Origin of the sequence: Raineyella antarctica (assembly GCF_900092135.1) — a bacterium.
Taxonomy (GTDB): domain Bacteria; phylum Actinomycetota; class Actinomycetes; order Propionibacteriales; family Propionibacteriaceae; genus Raineyella; species Raineyella antarctica.
In genome coordinates this window covers 75,479-91,263 of record NZ_FMYF01000009.1, presented here as the reverse complement: position 1 = coordinate 91,263, position 15,785 = coordinate 75,479, and the positions used below count along the sequence as shown (strand labels likewise).

General features: G+C 71.5%; 16 protein-coding genes. 9 read left to right on the top strand and 7 right to left on the bottom strand.

Going from position 1 to position 15,785, the window contains the following annotated elements:
- Positions 1 to 3: 3 nt before the first annotated feature.
- Complete coding sequence (locus GA0111570_RS13140) at positions 4 to 1,806, top strand: thiamine pyrophosphate-requiring protein (protein WP_092612101.1); 1,803 nt, start codon at positions 4 to 6, stop codon at positions 1,804 to 1,806.
- A complete protein-coding gene (locus GA0111570_RS13135) occupies positions 1,803 to 2,921 on the top strand; it encodes an enolase C-terminal domain-like protein (RefSeq protein ID WP_092612098.1) in 1,119 nt (372 codons plus the stop codon). Before GA0111570_RS13140 ends, GA0111570_RS13135 begins: the two co-directional genes overlap by 4 nt.
- A gap of 19 nt (positions 2,922 to 2,940) precedes the next feature.
- Here the strand turns inward: GA0111570_RS13135 and GA0111570_RS13130 are convergent, their stop codons facing one another.
- A complete protein-coding gene (locus GA0111570_RS13130) occupies positions 2,941 to 4,119 on the bottom strand; it encodes an alpha/beta fold hydrolase (protein WP_092612095.1) in 1,179 nt (392 codons plus the stop codon).
- A 116-nt stretch (positions 4,120 to 4,235) separates the two neighbouring features.
- Here GA0111570_RS13130 and GA0111570_RS13125 point away from each other — a divergent pair, with 116 nt between their 5' ends.
- A complete protein-coding gene (locus tag GA0111570_RS13125; protein ID WP_092612092.1) occupies positions 4,236 to 5,171 on the top strand; it encodes a Gfo/Idh/MocA family protein in 936 nt (311 codons plus the stop codon).
- Positions 5,172 to 5,239: 68 nt separating this feature from the next.
- On the opposite strand, the gene GA0111570_RS13120 is transcribed toward GA0111570_RS13125, so the two are convergent.
- The 3 genes from GA0111570_RS13120 to GA0111570_RS13110 all read right to left on the bottom strand — a co-directional run bounded on the left by GA0111570_RS13120 (position 5,240) and on the right by GA0111570_RS13110 (position 7,138).
- The gene (locus tag GA0111570_RS13120) at positions 5,240 to 5,674 is read right to left on the bottom strand and encodes a GNAT family N-acetyltransferase (protein WP_092612089.1); all 435 of its coding nucleotides are present in this window, start codon (positions 5,672 to 5,674) and stop codon (positions 5,240 to 5,242) included.
- 82 nt (positions 5,675 to 5,756) lie between these two features.
- Positions 5,757 to 6,518, bottom strand: coding sequence for a glycerophosphodiester phosphodiesterase (locus tag GA0111570_RS13115; RefSeq protein ID WP_092612086.1), 762 nt, complete (start codon positions 6,516 to 6,518; stop codon positions 5,757 to 5,759).
- Positions 6,519 to 6,610: 92 nt separating this feature from the next.
- Positions 6,611 to 7,138, bottom strand: coding sequence for a DUF4395 domain-containing protein (locus GA0111570_RS13110; protein WP_092612084.1), 528 nt, complete (start codon positions 7,136 to 7,138; stop codon positions 6,611 to 6,613).
- Positions 7,139 to 7,401: 263 nt separating this feature from the next.
- On the opposite strand from GA0111570_RS13110, the gene GA0111570_RS13105 reads away from it, so the two are divergent.
- Positions 7,402 to 7,863, top strand: coding sequence for a GNAT family N-acetyltransferase (locus GA0111570_RS13105; RefSeq protein WP_175557487.1), 462 nt, complete (start codon positions 7,402 to 7,404; stop codon positions 7,861 to 7,863).
- An 18-nt stretch (positions 7,864 to 7,881) separates the two neighbouring features.
- Here the strand turns inward: GA0111570_RS13105 and GA0111570_RS13100 are convergent, their stop codons facing one another.
- On the bottom strand, positions 7,882 to 9,210 hold the full coding sequence (locus GA0111570_RS13100) for an FAD-dependent oxidoreductase (protein ID WP_092612078.1): 1,329 nt from the start codon (positions 9,208 to 9,210) through the stop codon (positions 7,882 to 7,884).
- Between the two features lie 292 nt (positions 9,211 to 9,502).
- Here GA0111570_RS13100 and GA0111570_RS13095 point away from each other — a divergent pair, with 292 nt between their 5' ends.
- The 5 genes from GA0111570_RS13095 to GA0111570_RS13075 all read left to right on the top strand — a co-directional run bounded on the left by GA0111570_RS13095 (position 9,503) and on the right by GA0111570_RS13075 (position 12,828).
- Entirely contained in the window at positions 9,503 to 10,114 is a 612-nt protein-coding gene (locus GA0111570_RS13095) for a CueP family metal-binding protein (protein WP_092612075.1), read from the top strand.
- 143 nt (positions 10,115 to 10,257) lie between these two features.
- Positions 10,258 to 10,974 (top strand): response regulator transcription factor, encoded by a 717-nt coding sequence (locus GA0111570_RS13090; RefSeq protein ID WP_092612240.1) that lies wholly within the window; start codon positions 10,258 to 10,260, stop codon positions 10,972 to 10,974.
- Complete coding sequence (locus tag GA0111570_RS13085) at positions 10,971 to 12,164, top strand: sensor histidine kinase (protein WP_092612072.1); 1,194 nt, start codon at positions 10,971 to 10,973, stop codon at positions 12,162 to 12,164. Before GA0111570_RS13090 ends, GA0111570_RS13085 begins: the two co-directional genes overlap by 4 nt.
- A gap of 90 nt (positions 12,165 to 12,254) precedes the next feature.
- Positions 12,255 to 12,494: a ribbon-helix-helix domain-containing protein gene (locus tag GA0111570_RS13080; protein ID WP_245703202.1), complete on the top strand. Its 240-nt coding sequence runs from the start codon at positions 12,255 to 12,257 to the stop codon at positions 12,492 to 12,494.
- On the top strand, positions 12,481 to 12,828 hold the full coding sequence (locus GA0111570_RS13075) for a type II toxin-antitoxin system PemK/MazF family toxin (protein WP_092612069.1): 348 nt from the start codon (positions 12,481 to 12,483) through the stop codon (positions 12,826 to 12,828). Before GA0111570_RS13080 ends, GA0111570_RS13075 begins: the two co-directional genes overlap by 14 nt.
- A gap of 164 nt (positions 12,829 to 12,992) precedes the next feature.
- Here GA0111570_RS13075 and GA0111570_RS13070 read toward each other — a convergent pair whose 3' ends face one another.
- A complete protein-coding gene (locus GA0111570_RS13070) occupies positions 12,993 to 13,688 on the bottom strand; it encodes a response regulator transcription factor (RefSeq protein WP_217634165.1) in 696 nt (231 codons plus the stop codon).
- Entirely contained in the window at positions 13,685 to 15,736 is a 2,052-nt protein-coding gene (locus GA0111570_RS13065) for a sensor histidine kinase (protein ID WP_175557486.1), read from the bottom strand. Before GA0111570_RS13065 ends, GA0111570_RS13070 begins: the two co-directional genes overlap by 4 nt.
- Positions 15,737 to 15,785: the final 49 nt, after the last annotated feature.

Here is a 15,785-nt window from a genome sequence, read left to right as displayed (position 1 = left end):
CCCATGGCATCACAGACAGTCGCCGACTACCTGCTCGACCGCCTGCGCCAGTGGGGCGTGGAGGACGTCTTCGCGTTCCCCGGCGACGGCATCAACGGCATCCTCGCAGCCTTCGGCAAGGCCGAGAATCGACCCCGGTTCATCCAGTCCCGCCACGAGGAGATGTCCGCCTTCGAGGCGGTCGGCTACGCCAAGTTCACCGGGAGGGTGGGGGTCTGCATGGCCACCTCCGGTCCCGGCGCGATCCACCTGCTGAACGGCCTCTACGACGCCAAGCTGGACCGCGTGCCGGTCGTCGCGATCGTCGGCCAGACGGCCCGCACCGCCATGGGCGGGGCCTACCAGCAGGAGGTGGACCTGCTCAGCCTGTACAAGGACGTCGCCTCCGACTACATCCAGATGGTGACCGTCCCCGAGCAGCTGCCCAACGTGCTGGACCGCGCCATCCGCATCGCGGTCGGCAAGCGTGCGCCCACGGCCATCGTCATCCCCAGCGACGTCCAGGAGCTCGAGTACTCGGCGCCCTCGCACGCGTTCAAGATGGTCCCCTCGAGCCTGGGCGTCCAGTGGCCCAGCATCCAGCCGGACGACCAGGCCATCCGGCAGGCGGCGGAGCTGCTCAACCAGGGCAGCAAGGTCGCGATGCTGATCGGCCACGGCGCCCGGGACGCCGCCGCGGAGGTCCGGGCGGTCGCCGACCTGCTCGGCGCCGGAGTCGCCAAGGCCCTGCTCGGCAAGGACTCGCTGCCCGATGACCTGCCGTACGTGACCGGCTCCATCGGCCTACTGGGTACCCGGCCCAGCTACGAGATGATGACCGACTGCGACACTTTGCTCACCGTGGGGTCGAGCTTCCCGTACACCCAGTTCATGCCGGAGCCGGGCCAGGCGCGCGGGGTCCAGATCGACATCGACCCCGGGCTGATCGGCATGCGCTACCCGTACGAGGTCAACATCGTCTCGGACGCCGCGAGCGCCCTGCGTGCCCTGATCCCGCACCTGGTGCGCAAGGAGGACCGCGGCTGGCGCGAGGACATCGAGGCCAAGGTCGGCCGGTGGTGGGAGACCATGCACGACGAGGCGATGGTCGAGGCGAACCCGATCAATCCCATGCGGCTGTTCTCCGAGCTCTCCGACCGCCTCCCCGACGACGCGATCATCACCGCCGACTCCGGCTCCGCCGCCAACTGGTACGCCCGGCAGCTGAAGTTCCGCGGCGACGTACGCGGCTCGCTGTCGGGCAACCTGGCCACGATGGGACCCGGTGTCCCGTACGCCATCGGCGCCAAGTTCGGGAACCCCGGCCGGCCCGTCATTGCGTTCGCCGGTGACGGCGCGATGCAGATGAACGGCCTGGCCGAGCTGATCACCATCCAGCGCTACTGGCGCGACTGGGCCGATCCCCGGCTCATCGTGGCGATCCTGCACAACGACGACCTCAACCAGGTCACCTGGGAGATGCGCGCGATGGGCGGAGCCCCGGCCTTCCGCGAGTCCCAGTCCCTGCCCGATGTGGACTACGCCGGCTTCGCCTCGCTGCTGGGCCTACGGGGGATCAGGGTCACCGACCCCGACGAGCTCGGCGCGGCCTGGGAGAACGCCCTGGCGGCCGACGTGCCCACCGTCCTGGACGTCCGCACCGACCCGGACATCCCGCCGATCCCGCCGCACTCCACCCTCGAGCAGGCGATGAACACCGCCAAGGCGATGATCAAGGGCGACTCCAGCCGCTGGGGCGTGATCAAGGAGGGGATCAAGACCAAGGCACAGGAATTCATCCCGCACCACGACCAGCAGACGCCATGACAGGGCCGGCGAGCGATGCGGGCCCGCTGCTCGGCGCCCTGGACGTCTCCGCCTACCGGATCCCGACCGACGCCCCGGAGGCGGACGGCACCTTCGCCTGGGACTCGACCACCCTCGTGCTCGTACGGGTCAGCGCCGAAGGCCACACCGGGATGGGCTGGACGTACGGGCCACCGGCCTGCGGGGAGCTGGTGAAGGGGGCCCTCGAACCCGCGCTCGAGGGCATCGGGGTCCTCGACATCCCGGCCGCCGCCGAGGCGATGGCACGTGCCGTCCGCAACGTCGGCCGCCCCGGTGTCGCGGCGTACGCCATCTCCGCGGTGGACAACGCCCTCTGGGACCTCAAGGCACGGCTCCTCGGACTCCCCCTGCACCGCCTGCTGGGGGCGGTCCGTGACCGGGTGGACGTGTACGGTAGCGGGGGCTTCACCACGTACGACGCGGACCAGTTGCGGGCCCAGCTCGAGGGCTGGGCCGTCGAGCAGCGGATCCCCCGGGTGAAGATCAAGATCGGCGAGGACCGCGGCCGCAACACCCGCCGCGACCTGGAACGGATCGGCCAGGCCCGCGCCGCCATCGGGGGCGACACCGAGTTGTTCGTCGACGCCAACGGCGCGTACACCGCCAAGCAGGCGCTCCGCGTCTTCGGCGCCGCCGCCGACCAGGACGTGACCTGGTTCGAGGAACCGGTCTCCAGCGACCACCTGGAGGGCCTGCGCGAGGTCCGGGACGCGATCACGGCCGACGTCGCCGCCGGGGAGTACGGCACCGGCATCTTCTACTTCGAGCGGATGTGCGCCGCCGAGGCGGTTGACTGTCTCCAGGTCGACGTCACCCGGTGCGGCGGGATCAGCCAGTGGCAGCGGGCGAGCGCGATCGCGGCCGCCCACGGGCTGGAGGTCTCCGGCCACTGCGCACCGCACATGAGCGTGGCAGTGGCGGCCGCGACGCCGAACTTCCGGCACCTGGAGTGGTTCCACGACCACGTCCGGATCGAGGGCATGTTGTTCGAGGGCACCCTCGACCCCGCCGGCGGGACGATCACGCCCGACTCGGGCCGGCCGGGCAACGGGCTCGAGCTCCGGGAGGCCGACGCGCGCCCCTATCGGATCTGACGGGCACGGGCCCGGGCGCTCAGCCCCAGGGGCCGGCCCCGGCGACCGTGAGCCACACCCGGTCGATCACCAGCAACCCGCCGACGACCGGCGCGAGGTGCCGGACCAGCCCGCTGCGCGCCAGCCCCTGGAGCCCGGCCGAACGCCCGGTGACCAGCTCGCGGACGGCGGCCAGCAGCGCCGCCGGGTGGGCCTCCAGGGCGCCGTGCCCGACGCCGGGCAGGTCGATGAACCGCCCCTGCGGGGCCAGCTCGGCAGCACGCAGCCCGAGTGACGGTGGGGTCTGCAGGTCCCGCTCCCCGGACAGCACGACCAGCGGCCAGTCGAAGTGCGGCAATGCCGCGGGCAGGTCGAAGGGCTCGCCCTGGTACGCCGGGAAGCGGTCGGCCAGGGCGGCGGTCTCGTACGCCGGGTCGAAGATCAGACCGTCCGGCTCGGGGGCGAACTGCAGTTCGCGCATCGCCAGGTGGCCGACCAGGTCGAACTCCATCACGTACCGGATCGGACGGGTCAGGCCGCCGTCGTGGAACGTCCGCAGGGCCACGTCGATCAGCCCGGTACGGGGGTGGGTCCGGGTCCCGAGGTAGCGCTCCAGCCGCTCGGGGCCGGCGAGGTCGTACAGCACGGCACTGGTGAGCCCCAGGGGCAGCGGGTCGATGCCACGGTCCTCCACCAGTGTGCGGATCTGCGCGGCCGCCGCCGCGGTGCCGGCCGACTCCCCCTCCCAGAGCAGGCTGCGGGCGTGGGCCCGGACCTCGTGGTGGTCCTCCGCGGACAGCATCGTCGAGTCCAGCACCATGGCGTGCACCCGTTCCGGGTGCCGGATCCCGAAGCCCTGGGCCAGGTAGGTGCCGTACGAGCTGCCGACGATCACGGCGCGGTCGATGTGCTCGGCGTTCAGCACGGCGGCGATGTCGTCGACGGCGGCGGTGACCGTCATCGCCGATGGGGGCAGGTCGGCGCCGGTGAGGTCCTTGCGGGAATGGCCGACACCGCGGTGCTCGACCATGAGCAGGTCGAGGTCGGGGGCCGAGCGCCGGAAGCCGGCGTAGACCCGGATCGATGCCAGGCCAGGACCGCCGGGGATCACCCCGACCGGGACACTGCTCGCCCCCTCGTGCTCGCGGACGTACGCCAGGTCGAACGCGGGCGAGTCCGCGTCCCCCGGTCGGCGTACCGTCCTGATCCCGCGGGCCATGCCGCAAGCGTACGAGCCCCCGAAAGGATGCGGGTACCCCGAAAGCGCACGAGCCCCCGATGGGCGCGGTGGACCCCGGGAGGGGGAAGGGTGCCTCGCACGGCAGGATGGGGCCCATGGACAGTGGCACACGGATCGGGTGGGGCATCATCGGCGTCGGCGACGTCACGGAGGTCAAGGCGGCACCGGAGATCTTCCGGATCGATGGCTCGACCCTGGTCCGGGTGATGCGGCGCGACCCCGGCAAGGCCCGGGACTATGCCGTACGCCACGGGATCGAGACCTGGGGCACCGATCCTGGCGAGGTGATCGACGACCCGGCCGTGGACGTGGTCTACATCGCCACCCCCACCGCCTCCCATGCCGAGTACGCGATCGCCGCGGCCCGGGCGGGCAAGCACGTGCTGGTCGAGAAGCCGATGGCGATGTCGCAGGCCGAGGCGGCCGCGATGGTCGAGGCCGCCCGGGCCAACGGGGTGAAGCTGTGGGTGGCGTACTACCGGCGCGCCCTGCCGCGGTTCGCCACGATCCGCGGGCTGCTGCAGGACGGCGCGATCGGGGAGGTGCTGTCGGTGCAGTCCACCTGGCGCCGACCGGCCGCGTTCACCGGCTGGCGCTGGGATCCGGCCCTCAACCGGGGCGGTGAGTTCGCCGAGACCGCCTGCCACACCCTCGACGTCCTGGACCACCTGGTCGGGCCGATCAGCGGCGGGGGCGGCGTCGCGACGGCCGATGCGCACACGGTCGCGGCGAGCTTCCGGCTGGGCGAGGTCCCGGCCTCCGGCACCTGGACCTTCGGCTCGGCCGACGAGGTCGAGGAGAACGTCGTGGTCGGGACCGCCGGGACGCTGCGCTTCGCCACCTTCGCGCCGACCCCGATCCGGGTCACCACGGCGGCAGGAACCGTCGAGCACCCGGTGGCCGATCCCCCGCACGTCCACGGCCCGCTGGTCGCCTCGATCGTGGCCGAGCTGCACGGGCGCGGCACCTGCCCCAGCACCGGTGACAGCGCGCTGCGGACCGCCGGACTGGTCGAGCGGGTCCTGGCTTGAGGTCGGCCCGTCGGCGGAGCACTCAGGCCCTCAGCCGAGCACCTTGGCGTCAGCCGAGCACGCCGGCCTCAGTCAAGCACCTCGAGGCGCTTGACGAAGTGGTAGGAGGTGATGTCCATCCGCTCGCGCAGGTAGAAGCGGTGGGCACCGTGCCGCTGCACGCCCGAATCCAGGTCGAGCACCGCGCACCCGGACCGGCGGGCGATCTCCTCGGCGTGGGCCAGCAGCGCCGACCCGATACCACGCGAGCGGGCCGAGTCGTCGGTGACCAGGTCGTCGACGTACAGCTTGCGGCCCACCGAGGTGGTGGCGACCAGCCGCCACCCGCACACGCCCACGCAGTCGTCACCGTCGAAGGCGGCGAAGAACGAGGGTCGCTGGGCATCGGGGGAGGACAGCACCGCTTCCAGGTCCTGACGACTCATGTGCGTTCGCAGCTGCTGCAGGATCGGCAGGGCCTGGGCCCATCGCGGGTCCCCGGCCGGCAGGTTGACGATCTCCATCAGGGTTCCCTCGCACTCGGCTGGCTCGTGCCTCCAGCGTAGGACCGGACCCCCGGTCGTGGCGGGGGTTCGGGGGAGGCGGTCAGGGGGCGACGCGCTCCAGCACCCGGTCGGGATGGTCGGAGGTGATCGCATCGACGCCCAGGTCGAGGCAGAAGTCGATGTCGGCCGGCTCGTTCACGGTCCAGACATGGACCTCCAGGCTGGCGTCGTGGGCGCGCCGGACCAGGTCGGGGTCGCGCCGGACCATCCCCAGCCACGGGCTGATCGCCGGGGCCCGGACGCCCTCGGTCCACGGCGTCGGGAACTGCAACTGGGACCGCGGTACGTCGGGCAGCAGCTCGGCGAAGGTCGCCACCGCGTCGGGGTCGAAGCTGATCATCCGGACCGGGGCATCGGCGCCGGTCCAGCCGCGGCCGCGCAGCTCCTGCGCGAGGGCGCGCTCGACGTCGGTCCCCCGCGGGTTGGGATGCTTGGCCTCCAGGACGGCGAACACGTCGGTGCCCTCGGCCCGGGCGGCGGCGACCAGGTCGAGCAGTTCTGCGACGGACAGCAGTTCGCGCTGCTCGGGCGTGGCCCCCGGACCGACCTTCCAGGAACCGATGTCGACGGCCTTCAGCTCGGCGAGGGTCAGGTCACGGGCGGCGACGGCCAGCCCGCCGGTCCGGGCCAGGTCCAGGTCGTGCAGGCAGATGAGTCTGTCATCGGCGCTGAAGTGGATGTCGCACTCCAGCCCGAGGCGCCGTCCCGTACGGGCGGCCAGGTCGATGGCCGCGCCGTACGCCGCCCGGCTCTGCTCGGGGTGGATACCGGACCAGCCTCGGTGGGCGATGACGAGGGTCACGGCGCCACGCTAGCGCCTGTTGCGCGGGCATGACGCCCGCGTGACGCCCGCGTGACGCCGGCGTGACGCCGTGGAAGCCCGGGAGCGGTCCGTCAAACGCGGATCTTGACGCGCTCGGCGCGCGCCGAGGGGCGTACGCAGTCGACGCAGACGTCCTCGCTGATCAGCCCGACGCGCCCCAGCAGTCCAAAGATCTTGCAGCCGACACACAGGCCGAGCACAGCCTCCAGGGCGGGGAAGAGCACCATCACGGCGGCGATGACGAGCATCGCGACGCCCAGTCCGGGGGCCGGGGCTGCGAACCGGACCAGCCAGAGGACGGTGAGTGCCGCGGTCATCACCGCGCCGATGCCGGCCGCAAACCGCTTGGGGGTGAAGGCGGTCAGGCGCGGGGCGATCCGGACCAGCGGCCGGATCCAGCGGTTCACCAGCTGGGCCAGCGGGCTGTGCCGCGGGCCCGCAACGGCGCGGATCGTGAAATCTATGGCAAGAAGCGCATACAGCCACCACTGCTGGGTGACCAGCGCAACGATGCCGACGGCCAGCACGACGCCGGCGATCAGGCGGACGCTCACCTCGTCCACCAGGGCGGGGATACGGGGGACGAGGACAGTGTTCATGCGGGTGTTCCTGTAGGACTGGAGGGCCGGTCGCCCTCGGCTGGAGCCAATCTAGTGAGGCTCGCCTCCATAATCAAGGATGATGTTCCACATAAGCGGGACGAATCTCTTTGTGGTCTCCTGTAAGGTCCCTGTGACTGGGGATACTCGGCCATTTTGCAGTCGACGGCTGCGGTCCTACGATTGCGGCCATGCCTGTCCAAACTCTGGTTGTGGAAGAGCTCCTTAGCGCAGCCTCTTCCACCGAGTGTCATGATCGTTACATGGCAATTACGCTGGCCGTAACCGTGGAGCACACCACGGTGGGCGATATTGATCGCATCCTCCGCCTGGAGAACGCGACGGACACTGCCGAGTGGCTCACCCCCACCGGTCGTGACTGGCATGAGGCGGCTCTTGCCGACCCCAACCAGAAGCACCTCCTCCTCCTCGAGGACGGCGTGCTCGCGGGCTACGCGGTTCTCGCCGGCGTCAGCGCCGGCGGCGACATCGAACTGCGTCGCATGGTCATCGACCCGGCCCGACGGGGCCGCGGCCTGGGCCGACTCTTCATCCGCCACATCGTCGACTACGTCCAGAAGACGTACGCCTGCCGTGGCATGTGGATGGACATGAAGTGCCACAACGCCCGCGCACGCAAGCTGTACGCCAGCGAGGGATTCACCTCCTTCGTACCGGCCCGGGACGGCAAGCTGGGCCGTTCGTACATGCGTCGCCGCTTCTGAGAGCGGCTCCCCCGCCCTTCAGGACGGCTGGAGCGTCGACGGGATCGGCGCCTCCAGCACCTCGTTGAGACCCTCACTGATGGACGGGTGCGTCCAGATCGCATCGCGCAGCAGACCGGCCGTGGTGCCGGTACGCATCGCGAGCGCGACCAGGTTGACCAGGTCCTCGGCGTGCAGGCAGTACAGCGACGCGCCCAGGACCAGGTCGGTCTGCGCGTCCACGAGGATCTTGAGCAGGCCGCGCGGATCGCCCTCGATCTTCGGGCGCGGCATCGCGGCGATGGCGGCGACCGGCTTGGCGGCGACCAGCACCCGGTGGTCGGCGACGGCCTGCGCCTCGGTCATCCCGATGGTGGTGTAGGTCGGCTCGATGAACAGGGCGTGCGGCACGGCCACCCGGTCGGCCGTGCTGCGCCGGCCCTCGCCGACGAGCTGGTCCTTCAGGATCCGGTAGTCGTCCAGCGAGACGTACGTGAACTGGGGCCCGCCGTTGATGTCGCCGACCGCGTACACGCCCGGGACGGTGGTGCGCAGATGCTCGTCGACCGGGAGGAAGCCACGCACGTCCGGCTCGAGCCCGATCTCCGCCAGGCCGAGGTCGGCACTGCGGGGCGTACGTCCGACGGCGAAGAGGACCGCGTCGGCGGCCAGCTCGGTGCCGTCCGCCAGAACGACCAGGGCGCCCCCGTCGCGCTCGCGGATCGCCTCCACCTGTGAATCGTGGCGGAAGGTGATCCCGCTCGCGGCCAGGTCGGCCTCGATCACCGCGGCGACGTCGGCGTCGTCATGTCCGAGGATCCGTTCGTGCCGGTCGACCACCGTCACGTGCGACCCGAAACCGGTGAACATCGAGGCGAACTCCAGCCCGACATGCCCGGCACCGATCACGACCAACTCGGCCGGGCGCGGCGAGATGTGCTGGATGGTGGTGGAGTCGTGGACGTACGGGCCGTGGGCGCCGGGGATGTCGGGGCGGCAGGGCGCGGTGCCGGTGTTGACCACCACGACCGGGGCGGTGAGGCGGATCGCGTCCCCGTCGGGCGCCTCGACCGTGACGACGTGGCGACGGCCGATCCCGTCCCCGGGATCCTCGACCGGCGCCAGGAACCGTCCGTGCCCGTCGTGGACGGTGACGGTGGGAAGGTCGGCGAGCATGCCGTAGTTCTTGGCGCGCATCGCGCCGACCAGGCCGTCCCGGCGTTCCACCGCAGAGGCGAACCACGTGTCCGGGTCGTCGCCGGGGCGGCGGGCCGCGGCGCTCGCGACCAGGGCCTCGGTCGGGACACAGGCGACGTTGATGCAGGTCCCCCCGTACATCAGGTCGTAGTCCTCTGCATCGTTCGCCATCTGCCGTCTCCGGGCGTCGTACGTCCGGAGGGCGCGGTCGTCGCGTCCACCCCAGGGGCCGGGCCGGGGGTCGTCTCCACGCTAGCGCCGGTCCGGAATCAGGCAAGGCGCGGCGCGAGGTGTCATGAGGCCATGAGCTCATCCAGGGACGTAGGGCGCCCCGGGTTTGCCGGGAGACCCATTCTTGACCGTTTCTTGACATCGCCAGCCTGCGGTCTTGACCTCCCTGCGGCTTGATGGACTCGGTGGCGACCCACACCCTGGGTCGCCACACCGACTCGAGGAGAGATCGATGAAGAAGCTGCTGCCCGCCCTGGTCGTCATCGGGGCGCTGACGCTGGCCGGCTGCTCCGCCGCCGACCAGGCCGCCGCGCCCGCTCCGTCCGTCACGAGCGCGACGACCTCCGCGCCGGACACCTCGGACGCGGCGGTCCAGGGCGTACTCGCCACCGCGGCCCTGCAGGGCAAGGACACCGCGCAGGTGATCGCCGCCCTGGAGACCTCGACCGACGACAAGCAGAGCGGGCCGGCCGGCTCCGTTCGCTACGACCAGCTGGTGCTCTCCACCGCGGACGCCAAGGTGGCGATGCCGATCCCGGCCGACAAGTTCTACCTGTCGGTCGCCCCGTACGTGAACCGCACGCACGACTGCTACTACCACAGCCTCGCCACCTGCCAGGGCGAGCTGGCGAACACCACGGTGCACGTGACCATCACCGACGCGGCCGGGGCGACGCTGGTGGACGAGGACACCACGCTGCACGCCAACGGGTTCGCCGGGTTCTGGCTGCCGCGGGACATCCAGGGCACGCTGACCGTCACGTACGACGGCAAGCAGGCGACCACCCCGATCGCCACCGGCAAGGACGACCCCACCTGCCTGACCACCCTGAAGCTGGCCTGACCGTGTTCGAGTGGGGTGGGCCGCCGGCGGGAACGGGTCGGGCCGCCCCGGTCGCGGAGGGTCCGGTCGCGGAGGGCGCGGTCGCGGAGGGCGCGGTCGCGGTGGGCCCGGCCGGACCCGACCCGGCGTCGTATGGTCAGGGCATGGAGACCCACGACGATTCGTCGCCGCGCATCCTCGTCGTCGACGACGAGAAGGCGCTGGCCGGGATGGTCGCCAGCTACATGGAACGGGCCGGCTACGCGACCAGGCTGGAGCACACCGGACCGGCCGGGCTGGCGGCCGTACGCTCCTGGTCCCCCGACGTCGTCATCCTCGACCTCGGGCTGCCCGAGATGGACGGCATGGAGGTGTGCCGGCGGCTGCGGACCTTCTCCGACGCGTACGTCATCATGCTCACCGCCCGGGACGACGAGTTCGACACCCTGATGGGCTTCTCCGCCGGCGCCGATGACTACGTCACCAAGCCCTTCAGCACCCGTACGTTGGTCTCGCGGGTCCAGGCCGTGCTGCGCCGGTCCCGGGCCGGCGGCCTGGGCGGCACCGGGGCGGACGGGCTGGAGCGGGTGGTCGGTGGCCTGCGGATCGACGTCGCCGCGCACGAGGCGTTCCTCGACGGCGAACCGCTCGCCCTCACCCCGACCGAGATGAGCCTGCTGCTGACCCTCTCGGAGCGGCCGAAGTGGGCGTTCAGCCGCCGGCAGCTGCTCGATGCCGTGTGGGGTGAGCACTGGGTCGGCGACGACCACATCGTCGACGTGCACGTCGCGAACCTGCGCCGCAAGCTCCGCGACGACCCGGCCCGACCCCACTACGTGCTCACCGTGCGCGGCGTCGGCTACCGGATGGGCCAGGGGTGAGCGACCCCGCCCGGACGAGGCGCCGGTTCCGCCGTCCGACCAGCCTGTCGACCCGGCTGCTGGTCACCCAGGTCGTGGTGGTGGCCGCGAGCATCGGCACGGCCGGCCTGGTGTCCTCCCTGGTCGGGCCCAGCATCTTCCACCGCCACATGCTGGAGGCGGCGCCCGGGGCGAGCAACCCCGAGATCCAGCACATGGAGTACGCCTTCCGAGACGCCAGCACGATCGCGCTGGCGACCGGTCTGGCCCTGGCCCTGGCCATCGCGGTCGCGGTCAGCTGGTACGTCGGGCGGCGGCTGCGGACCCCGCTGGTCGGGCTGACCCGGGCCGCGGGCGAGGTGGCCGCCGGCCGGTACGACCTCGGCCTGCCCGAGCACGGCAACGGGGAGGAGCTGGACGAGCTGGCCGCGGCGTTCAACACGATGGCGGCGACGATCCGGCGCACCGAGCAGACCCGCCGACAGTTGCTCACCGACGTGGGCCACGAGCTGCGGACGCCGCTGGCCACCATGTCCACCCACCTTGACGGGTTGGAGGACGGCATCATCGGCTGGTCCCCCGAGACGCAGGAGCTGTTCCGCCACGAGGTGGAGCGGATGACTGCGCTGGCCCGTGACATCACGGCGGTTTCCCGGGCCGAGGAGGGCGCGGTCCACCTGGACCTGCAGCCGGTGCGGGCCGCCGACATCGTCACCGCAGCGACCAGTGAGCTGGCGGCGGCGTACGCGGCCAAGGGCGTGGGGCTGCGGACCGAGCTCGGGGAAGAACCGACCGAGGGACCTTCGAGCGATGCGACGATGACGGTGCTGGTCGACACCGCACGGATGGGCCAGGTGCTGGTCAACCTGCTCACCAATGCGCTGCGACACACCCCAGCCGGCGGGACCGTGACGGTGACCGTACGCCCCGCTGCGGGCAACGGCTCGGCGGCCCGTACGCGAGCGGCCGGCCGGCCAGGTGTCGCGATCGTCGTCGAGGACACCGGCGAGGGGATGGGCGCCGAACAGCTCCCGCACGTGTTCGAGCGCTTCTACCGCGGCACCTCGGCCCGCGAGCACGACCACACCGGCTCGGGGGTCGGGCTGACGATCAGCCGCGCCCTGGTCCGCCGGCACGGTGGAACACTGACCGCGGCCAGCGGCGGCGAGGGGGCCGGCAGCACGTTCACCGTGTGGCTGCCGACCGCCTGACAGTCGTAGCGATGCCGACTTCGGGGTGCGACAAGTGCGGGGTCGATCCGACAGCTACCGCGGTAGCACCGCCACTACTACTCTGGTGATATGAGTCAGATGAAGTTGAGCGTCAGCCTCTCAGAGAGTGATGTCGCCGCGCTGGACAAGTACGTCCGAGCGGCAGGCCTGAAGTCCCGGTCAGCGGCGATCCAGCAGGCGATAAAGCTGCTGGGCGACGCCGAACTCGAGGATGCCTACGCGGCCGCCTGGGAGGAGTGGGAGACCTCGGGAGACGCCCAGGCCTGGGAGTCCACCATCGCCGACGGGTTCGCCGATGCTTCGCGGTGAGATCCGCGTCACCGATCTGGACCCTGCGCGGGCGGGAGAGGCGAACAAGCGCCGACCAGCCATCGTCGTGAGCAACGATCATGCCAATACGACAGCTGCCAGGCTCGGACGCGGTGTGGTCACCGTCGTCCCCGTCACCAGCAACGTCGCACACGTGTACCCGTTCCAGGTACTGCTGCCCGCTAACGAGACTGGGACCCGCGTGGACTCCAAGGCGCAGGCAGAGCAGGTCCGATCAGTCTCGATCGAGCGGCTCGGACCCGTGATCGGCCGCCTTCCTACCCACCTGATGTCCCAACTCGACGACGCGCTCCGACTCCACCTCAGCCTGTAGCACGTGCGCGGGCTACTGCCCGCTGGGTCCAACGCGCGGACCACGCCGGCCTCGCTGCTGACAGCCCTGTTCAGGGGGGAGCACCTGCTCGAAAGGTCAGGTGGGGGCATGCCGGCCACGATCCCGATGTTGCGCATCGTCGCGACGAACACCCAGGATCCAGCTCAGTCGCGGCCGCCCTCCTCGGGCGAGTTCCTCAGGTAGGACAGCACCGCCGCGACCCGACGGCTCACGCCCGGTTCCTCCGAGAGCCCGAGCTTGGCGAAGATTGCGGCGACGTGCTTCTCCACGGTCGACTCAGACAGGTGCAGCGTCGCACCGATAGCGGCGTTCGTACGACCCTCGGCCATCTCGCGCAGGACGTCGAGCTCCCGTTCCCCGAGCCGGCGCAGCGGGGACTCCGCCTGGATGATCCGATGGTCCACGAGCCGCTCGACCACCTTCGGATCCACCACCGAGCCACCACGGGCGACCTCGTCCAGGGCGTGCAGGACGTCGTCCAGTTCACCGATGCCGGCCTTCAGCAGGTAGCCGAGCCCGGCGGTCCCCCGCGAGAAGAGCCGGACGGCGTAGTCGGCGTCGGAGTACTGGGAGAGCACGACGACCCCGATGCGCGGATAGGCGGCACGGATGGCGTGCGCAGCCTCGATCCCCTCGGTCGAGTGGCCCGGCGGCATCCGGATATCGGTGATCACGACATCCGGCCCGGTCGCGCGTACTGCTTCCAGGAGAGCCTCGGCATCCCCCACCCCGGCGGTCACCTCGACCCGGCCGGAGTCCTCCAGCAGTCGGCGGGTTCCCTCCCGGACCAGGTAGCTGTCGTCGGCGATCACCACGCGCAGCCGTACCTCGTCAGTCATGGGGTGCTCCGATCGGTAGGGATGTCGGCGGTGATGGTGGTTCCCCCACCGGGGACGCTGTGGACGACGAGGCTGCCGCCCAGTGCGTCGACCCGGTCCTGCAGGCCGCCGAGCCCGGTACCCAGCGGCGCGCGGGCCTCGAAGCCCGGCCCGTCGTCACTGACCACCACTCGCAGCGACCCCTGGTGAGTGGCGAAGGCCACCGTGGCCGACGCAGTCGGCGCGTGCTTGGCCACGTTGGTCAGGCACTCCGACACGACGAAGTAGGCGCCGGTCTCGATGGCGGCCGGCAGGCGCTGCGTACGGGTCTGGGTGTCGCTGCGCACGACGACGGGAATCGACATCCGCGCCGCCCGTTCCTCGACCGCCGCCACCAGCCCACGATCGGTGAGCAGGGCCGGGTGGATGCCATGGACGAGCTCCTGGAGGTCCTCCAACGCCTCTCGCGCATCGGCGTGGGCCTCGGTGAGGGTCGCGGCGGCCAGCGCCGGGTCGCGGCGCAACTGGTGGGAGGCGAGTCCCAGCCGGGTGAGCAGGCCGACGAGCTCCTGCTGCACGCCGTCGTGCAGGTCCCGTTCCAGGCGCTGCCGGCCGATCTCCTCGGCACGCAGGATGCGCGTACGGGAGGCCTCGAGCTCGGCCACCTTGGCCGACAGCTCGCGGGACAGGTTGGCGTAGCGGGCGGCCCAGACCGCCTGGCGTCCGAGCGTCTCCAGCAGCAGCTCGTCGCGGTCGCCGTAGCGGCCGTCCAGCTTGGGGCCGCACCGGATCCGGCCCGACTCGACGCCGTCCACCTCGATCGGGACGACCAGTGCCGGGACCGCCTCCGCGGGCGTGGGCGTGGGGCTGCCGGCCATCGCCGTTCCGTGCCCCTCGAGGCGTACGTCGACCCAGCTCGCCCGCAGGCCCTGCCGGACCGCCTCCGCGACGGCCGGGAGGGCATCCTCGACACCGGACGCAGCGGCGAGTCGGCGGCCGACCTCGCCGAGCAGGCGGTCGCGCTCGACCCGACGGCCGAACACCAGGCGATCGGCGAGGTCCTCGAGGCGCCGCCGGGCGGGCGCGGCGACGAAACCCACCAGTACCGTCGTGGCGATCACCATGGCCAGAGGCGTACGGCTTCCCGCCACCGCTCCGGCGAGCGCGGTGATCCCGACGAACGCCAGGGTGATGAGCAGCCACAGCGAGCCGTAGAGCAGTGACCGGCGGACGACGAGCCGGATGTCCAGCAGGTCCCCGGTGGCCATCCCGAGCAGCAGGGTGACCGGAACGAGGAGGATAACGGGCCCCCAGGCGACCACCTGCAGCCAGTCGGGCCAGGGCGGCAGCAGCGCGTGCAGGCCGCCGAGCACCAGCGAGGCGACGGCGGTGGCTGCGATGCCGAGCAGCGGCCACGCGATCCGGCGGCGGTCCTGCGGGCCCGAGGCGCGCCAGCGCAGCAGGAGCAGCACCGCCCCGAGCACCGTCAATAGCGCCCCACCGGGCCCCAGGCCGATCGCCCCGACGATACCGAGCCAGGACAGCGCGGGCAGGGCCCACGGATTCGTCGCCTGCGCGGAGTCCGACCAGACCAGGTCTCCGGTGCTGATCCGCTGGGAACCGAGGACCTGGCACAGGGCGAGGACGAGCAGCGCGACGAGCGCACCGCGCACCACACCTCGGTCGAACGGCCGCCGGTACGTCCCGTCGGGGAAGACCAGGAACAGGGCTACCAGCGCGAGCGCGCCGAGCCAGGAGAGCATTTGGAGGGCAAGCAGCCCGGCCCAGCCCCAGTCCGTCCGGCCGGTGCCGATCACCCAGGCCGAGTACGCGGCGCCAGCACCGTAGCCGGCCGCCATCGTGACTGCCCAGAGGACCATCCGTTGCGCCGCGCGGTGGTCGGGTCGCTTCCAGGCGGCGTAGCCGGCGACGCCGAGATAGGCCAAGGCGTTGGGCACCGGGAGGAGGGCGGGGAAGATCCGGCCCGCGGCGATCCCGGCCGCCGGGACGACGGCCGTACACACTGCACCGCAGGCCAGCATCGCCAGCTCGCGTCGTCGCGGGGCCACGCGGCAATTGTGCGCTGGGTCACCTCCCTCGGGGAAGGCGGAAAACCTC

Excerpts from the sequence above, each read along its gene's own strand:
- GA0111570_RS13140 (WP_092612101.1), top strand. The coding sequence starts at position 4 with ATGGCATCACAGACAGTCGCCGACTACCTGCTCGACCGCCTGCGCCAG.
- GA0111570_RS13135 (WP_092612098.1), top strand. The coding sequence starts at position 1,803 with ATGACAGGGCCGGCGAGCGATGCGGGCCCGCTGCTCGGCGCCCTGGAC.
- GA0111570_RS13130 (WP_092612095.1), bottom strand. The coding sequence starts at position 4,119 with ATGGCCCGCGGGATCAGGACGGTACGCCGACCGGGGGACGCGGACTCG.
- GA0111570_RS13125 (WP_092612092.1), top strand. The coding sequence starts at position 4,236 with ATGGACAGTGGCACACGGATCGGGTGGGGCATCATCGGCGTCGGCGAC.
- GA0111570_RS13120 (WP_092612089.1), bottom strand. The coding sequence starts at position 5,674 with ATGGAGATCGTCAACCTGCCGGCCGGGGACCCGCGATGGGCCCAGGCC.
- GA0111570_RS13110 (WP_092612084.1), bottom strand. The coding sequence starts at position 7,138 with ATGAACACTGTCCTCGTCCCCCGTATCCCCGCCCTGGTGGACGAGGTG.
- GA0111570_RS13105 (WP_175557487.1), top strand. The coding sequence starts at position 7,402 with ATGGCAATTACGCTGGCCGTAACCGTGGAGCACACCACGGTGGGCGAT.
- GA0111570_RS13100 (WP_092612078.1), bottom strand. The coding sequence starts at position 9,210 with ATGGCGAACGATGCAGAGGACTACGACCTGATGTACGGGGGGACCTGC.
- GA0111570_RS13095 (WP_092612075.1), top strand. The coding sequence starts at position 9,503 with ATGAAGAAGCTGCTGCCCGCCCTGGTCGTCATCGGGGCGCTGACGCTG.
- GA0111570_RS13090 (WP_092612240.1), top strand. The coding sequence starts at position 10,258 with ATGGAGACCCACGACGATTCGTCGCCGCGCATCCTCGTCGTCGACGAC.
- GA0111570_RS13080 (WP_245703202.1), top strand. The coding sequence starts at position 12,255 with ATGAGTCAGATGAAGTTGAGCGTCAGCCTCTCAGAGAGTGATGTCGCC.
- GA0111570_RS13075 (WP_092612069.1), top strand. The coding sequence starts at position 12,481 with ATGCTTCGCGGTGAGATCCGCGTCACCGATCTGGACCCTGCGCGGGCG.
- GA0111570_RS13070 (WP_217634165.1), bottom strand. The coding sequence starts at position 13,688 with ATGACTGACGAGGTACGGCTGCGCGTGGTGATCGCCGACGACAGCTAC.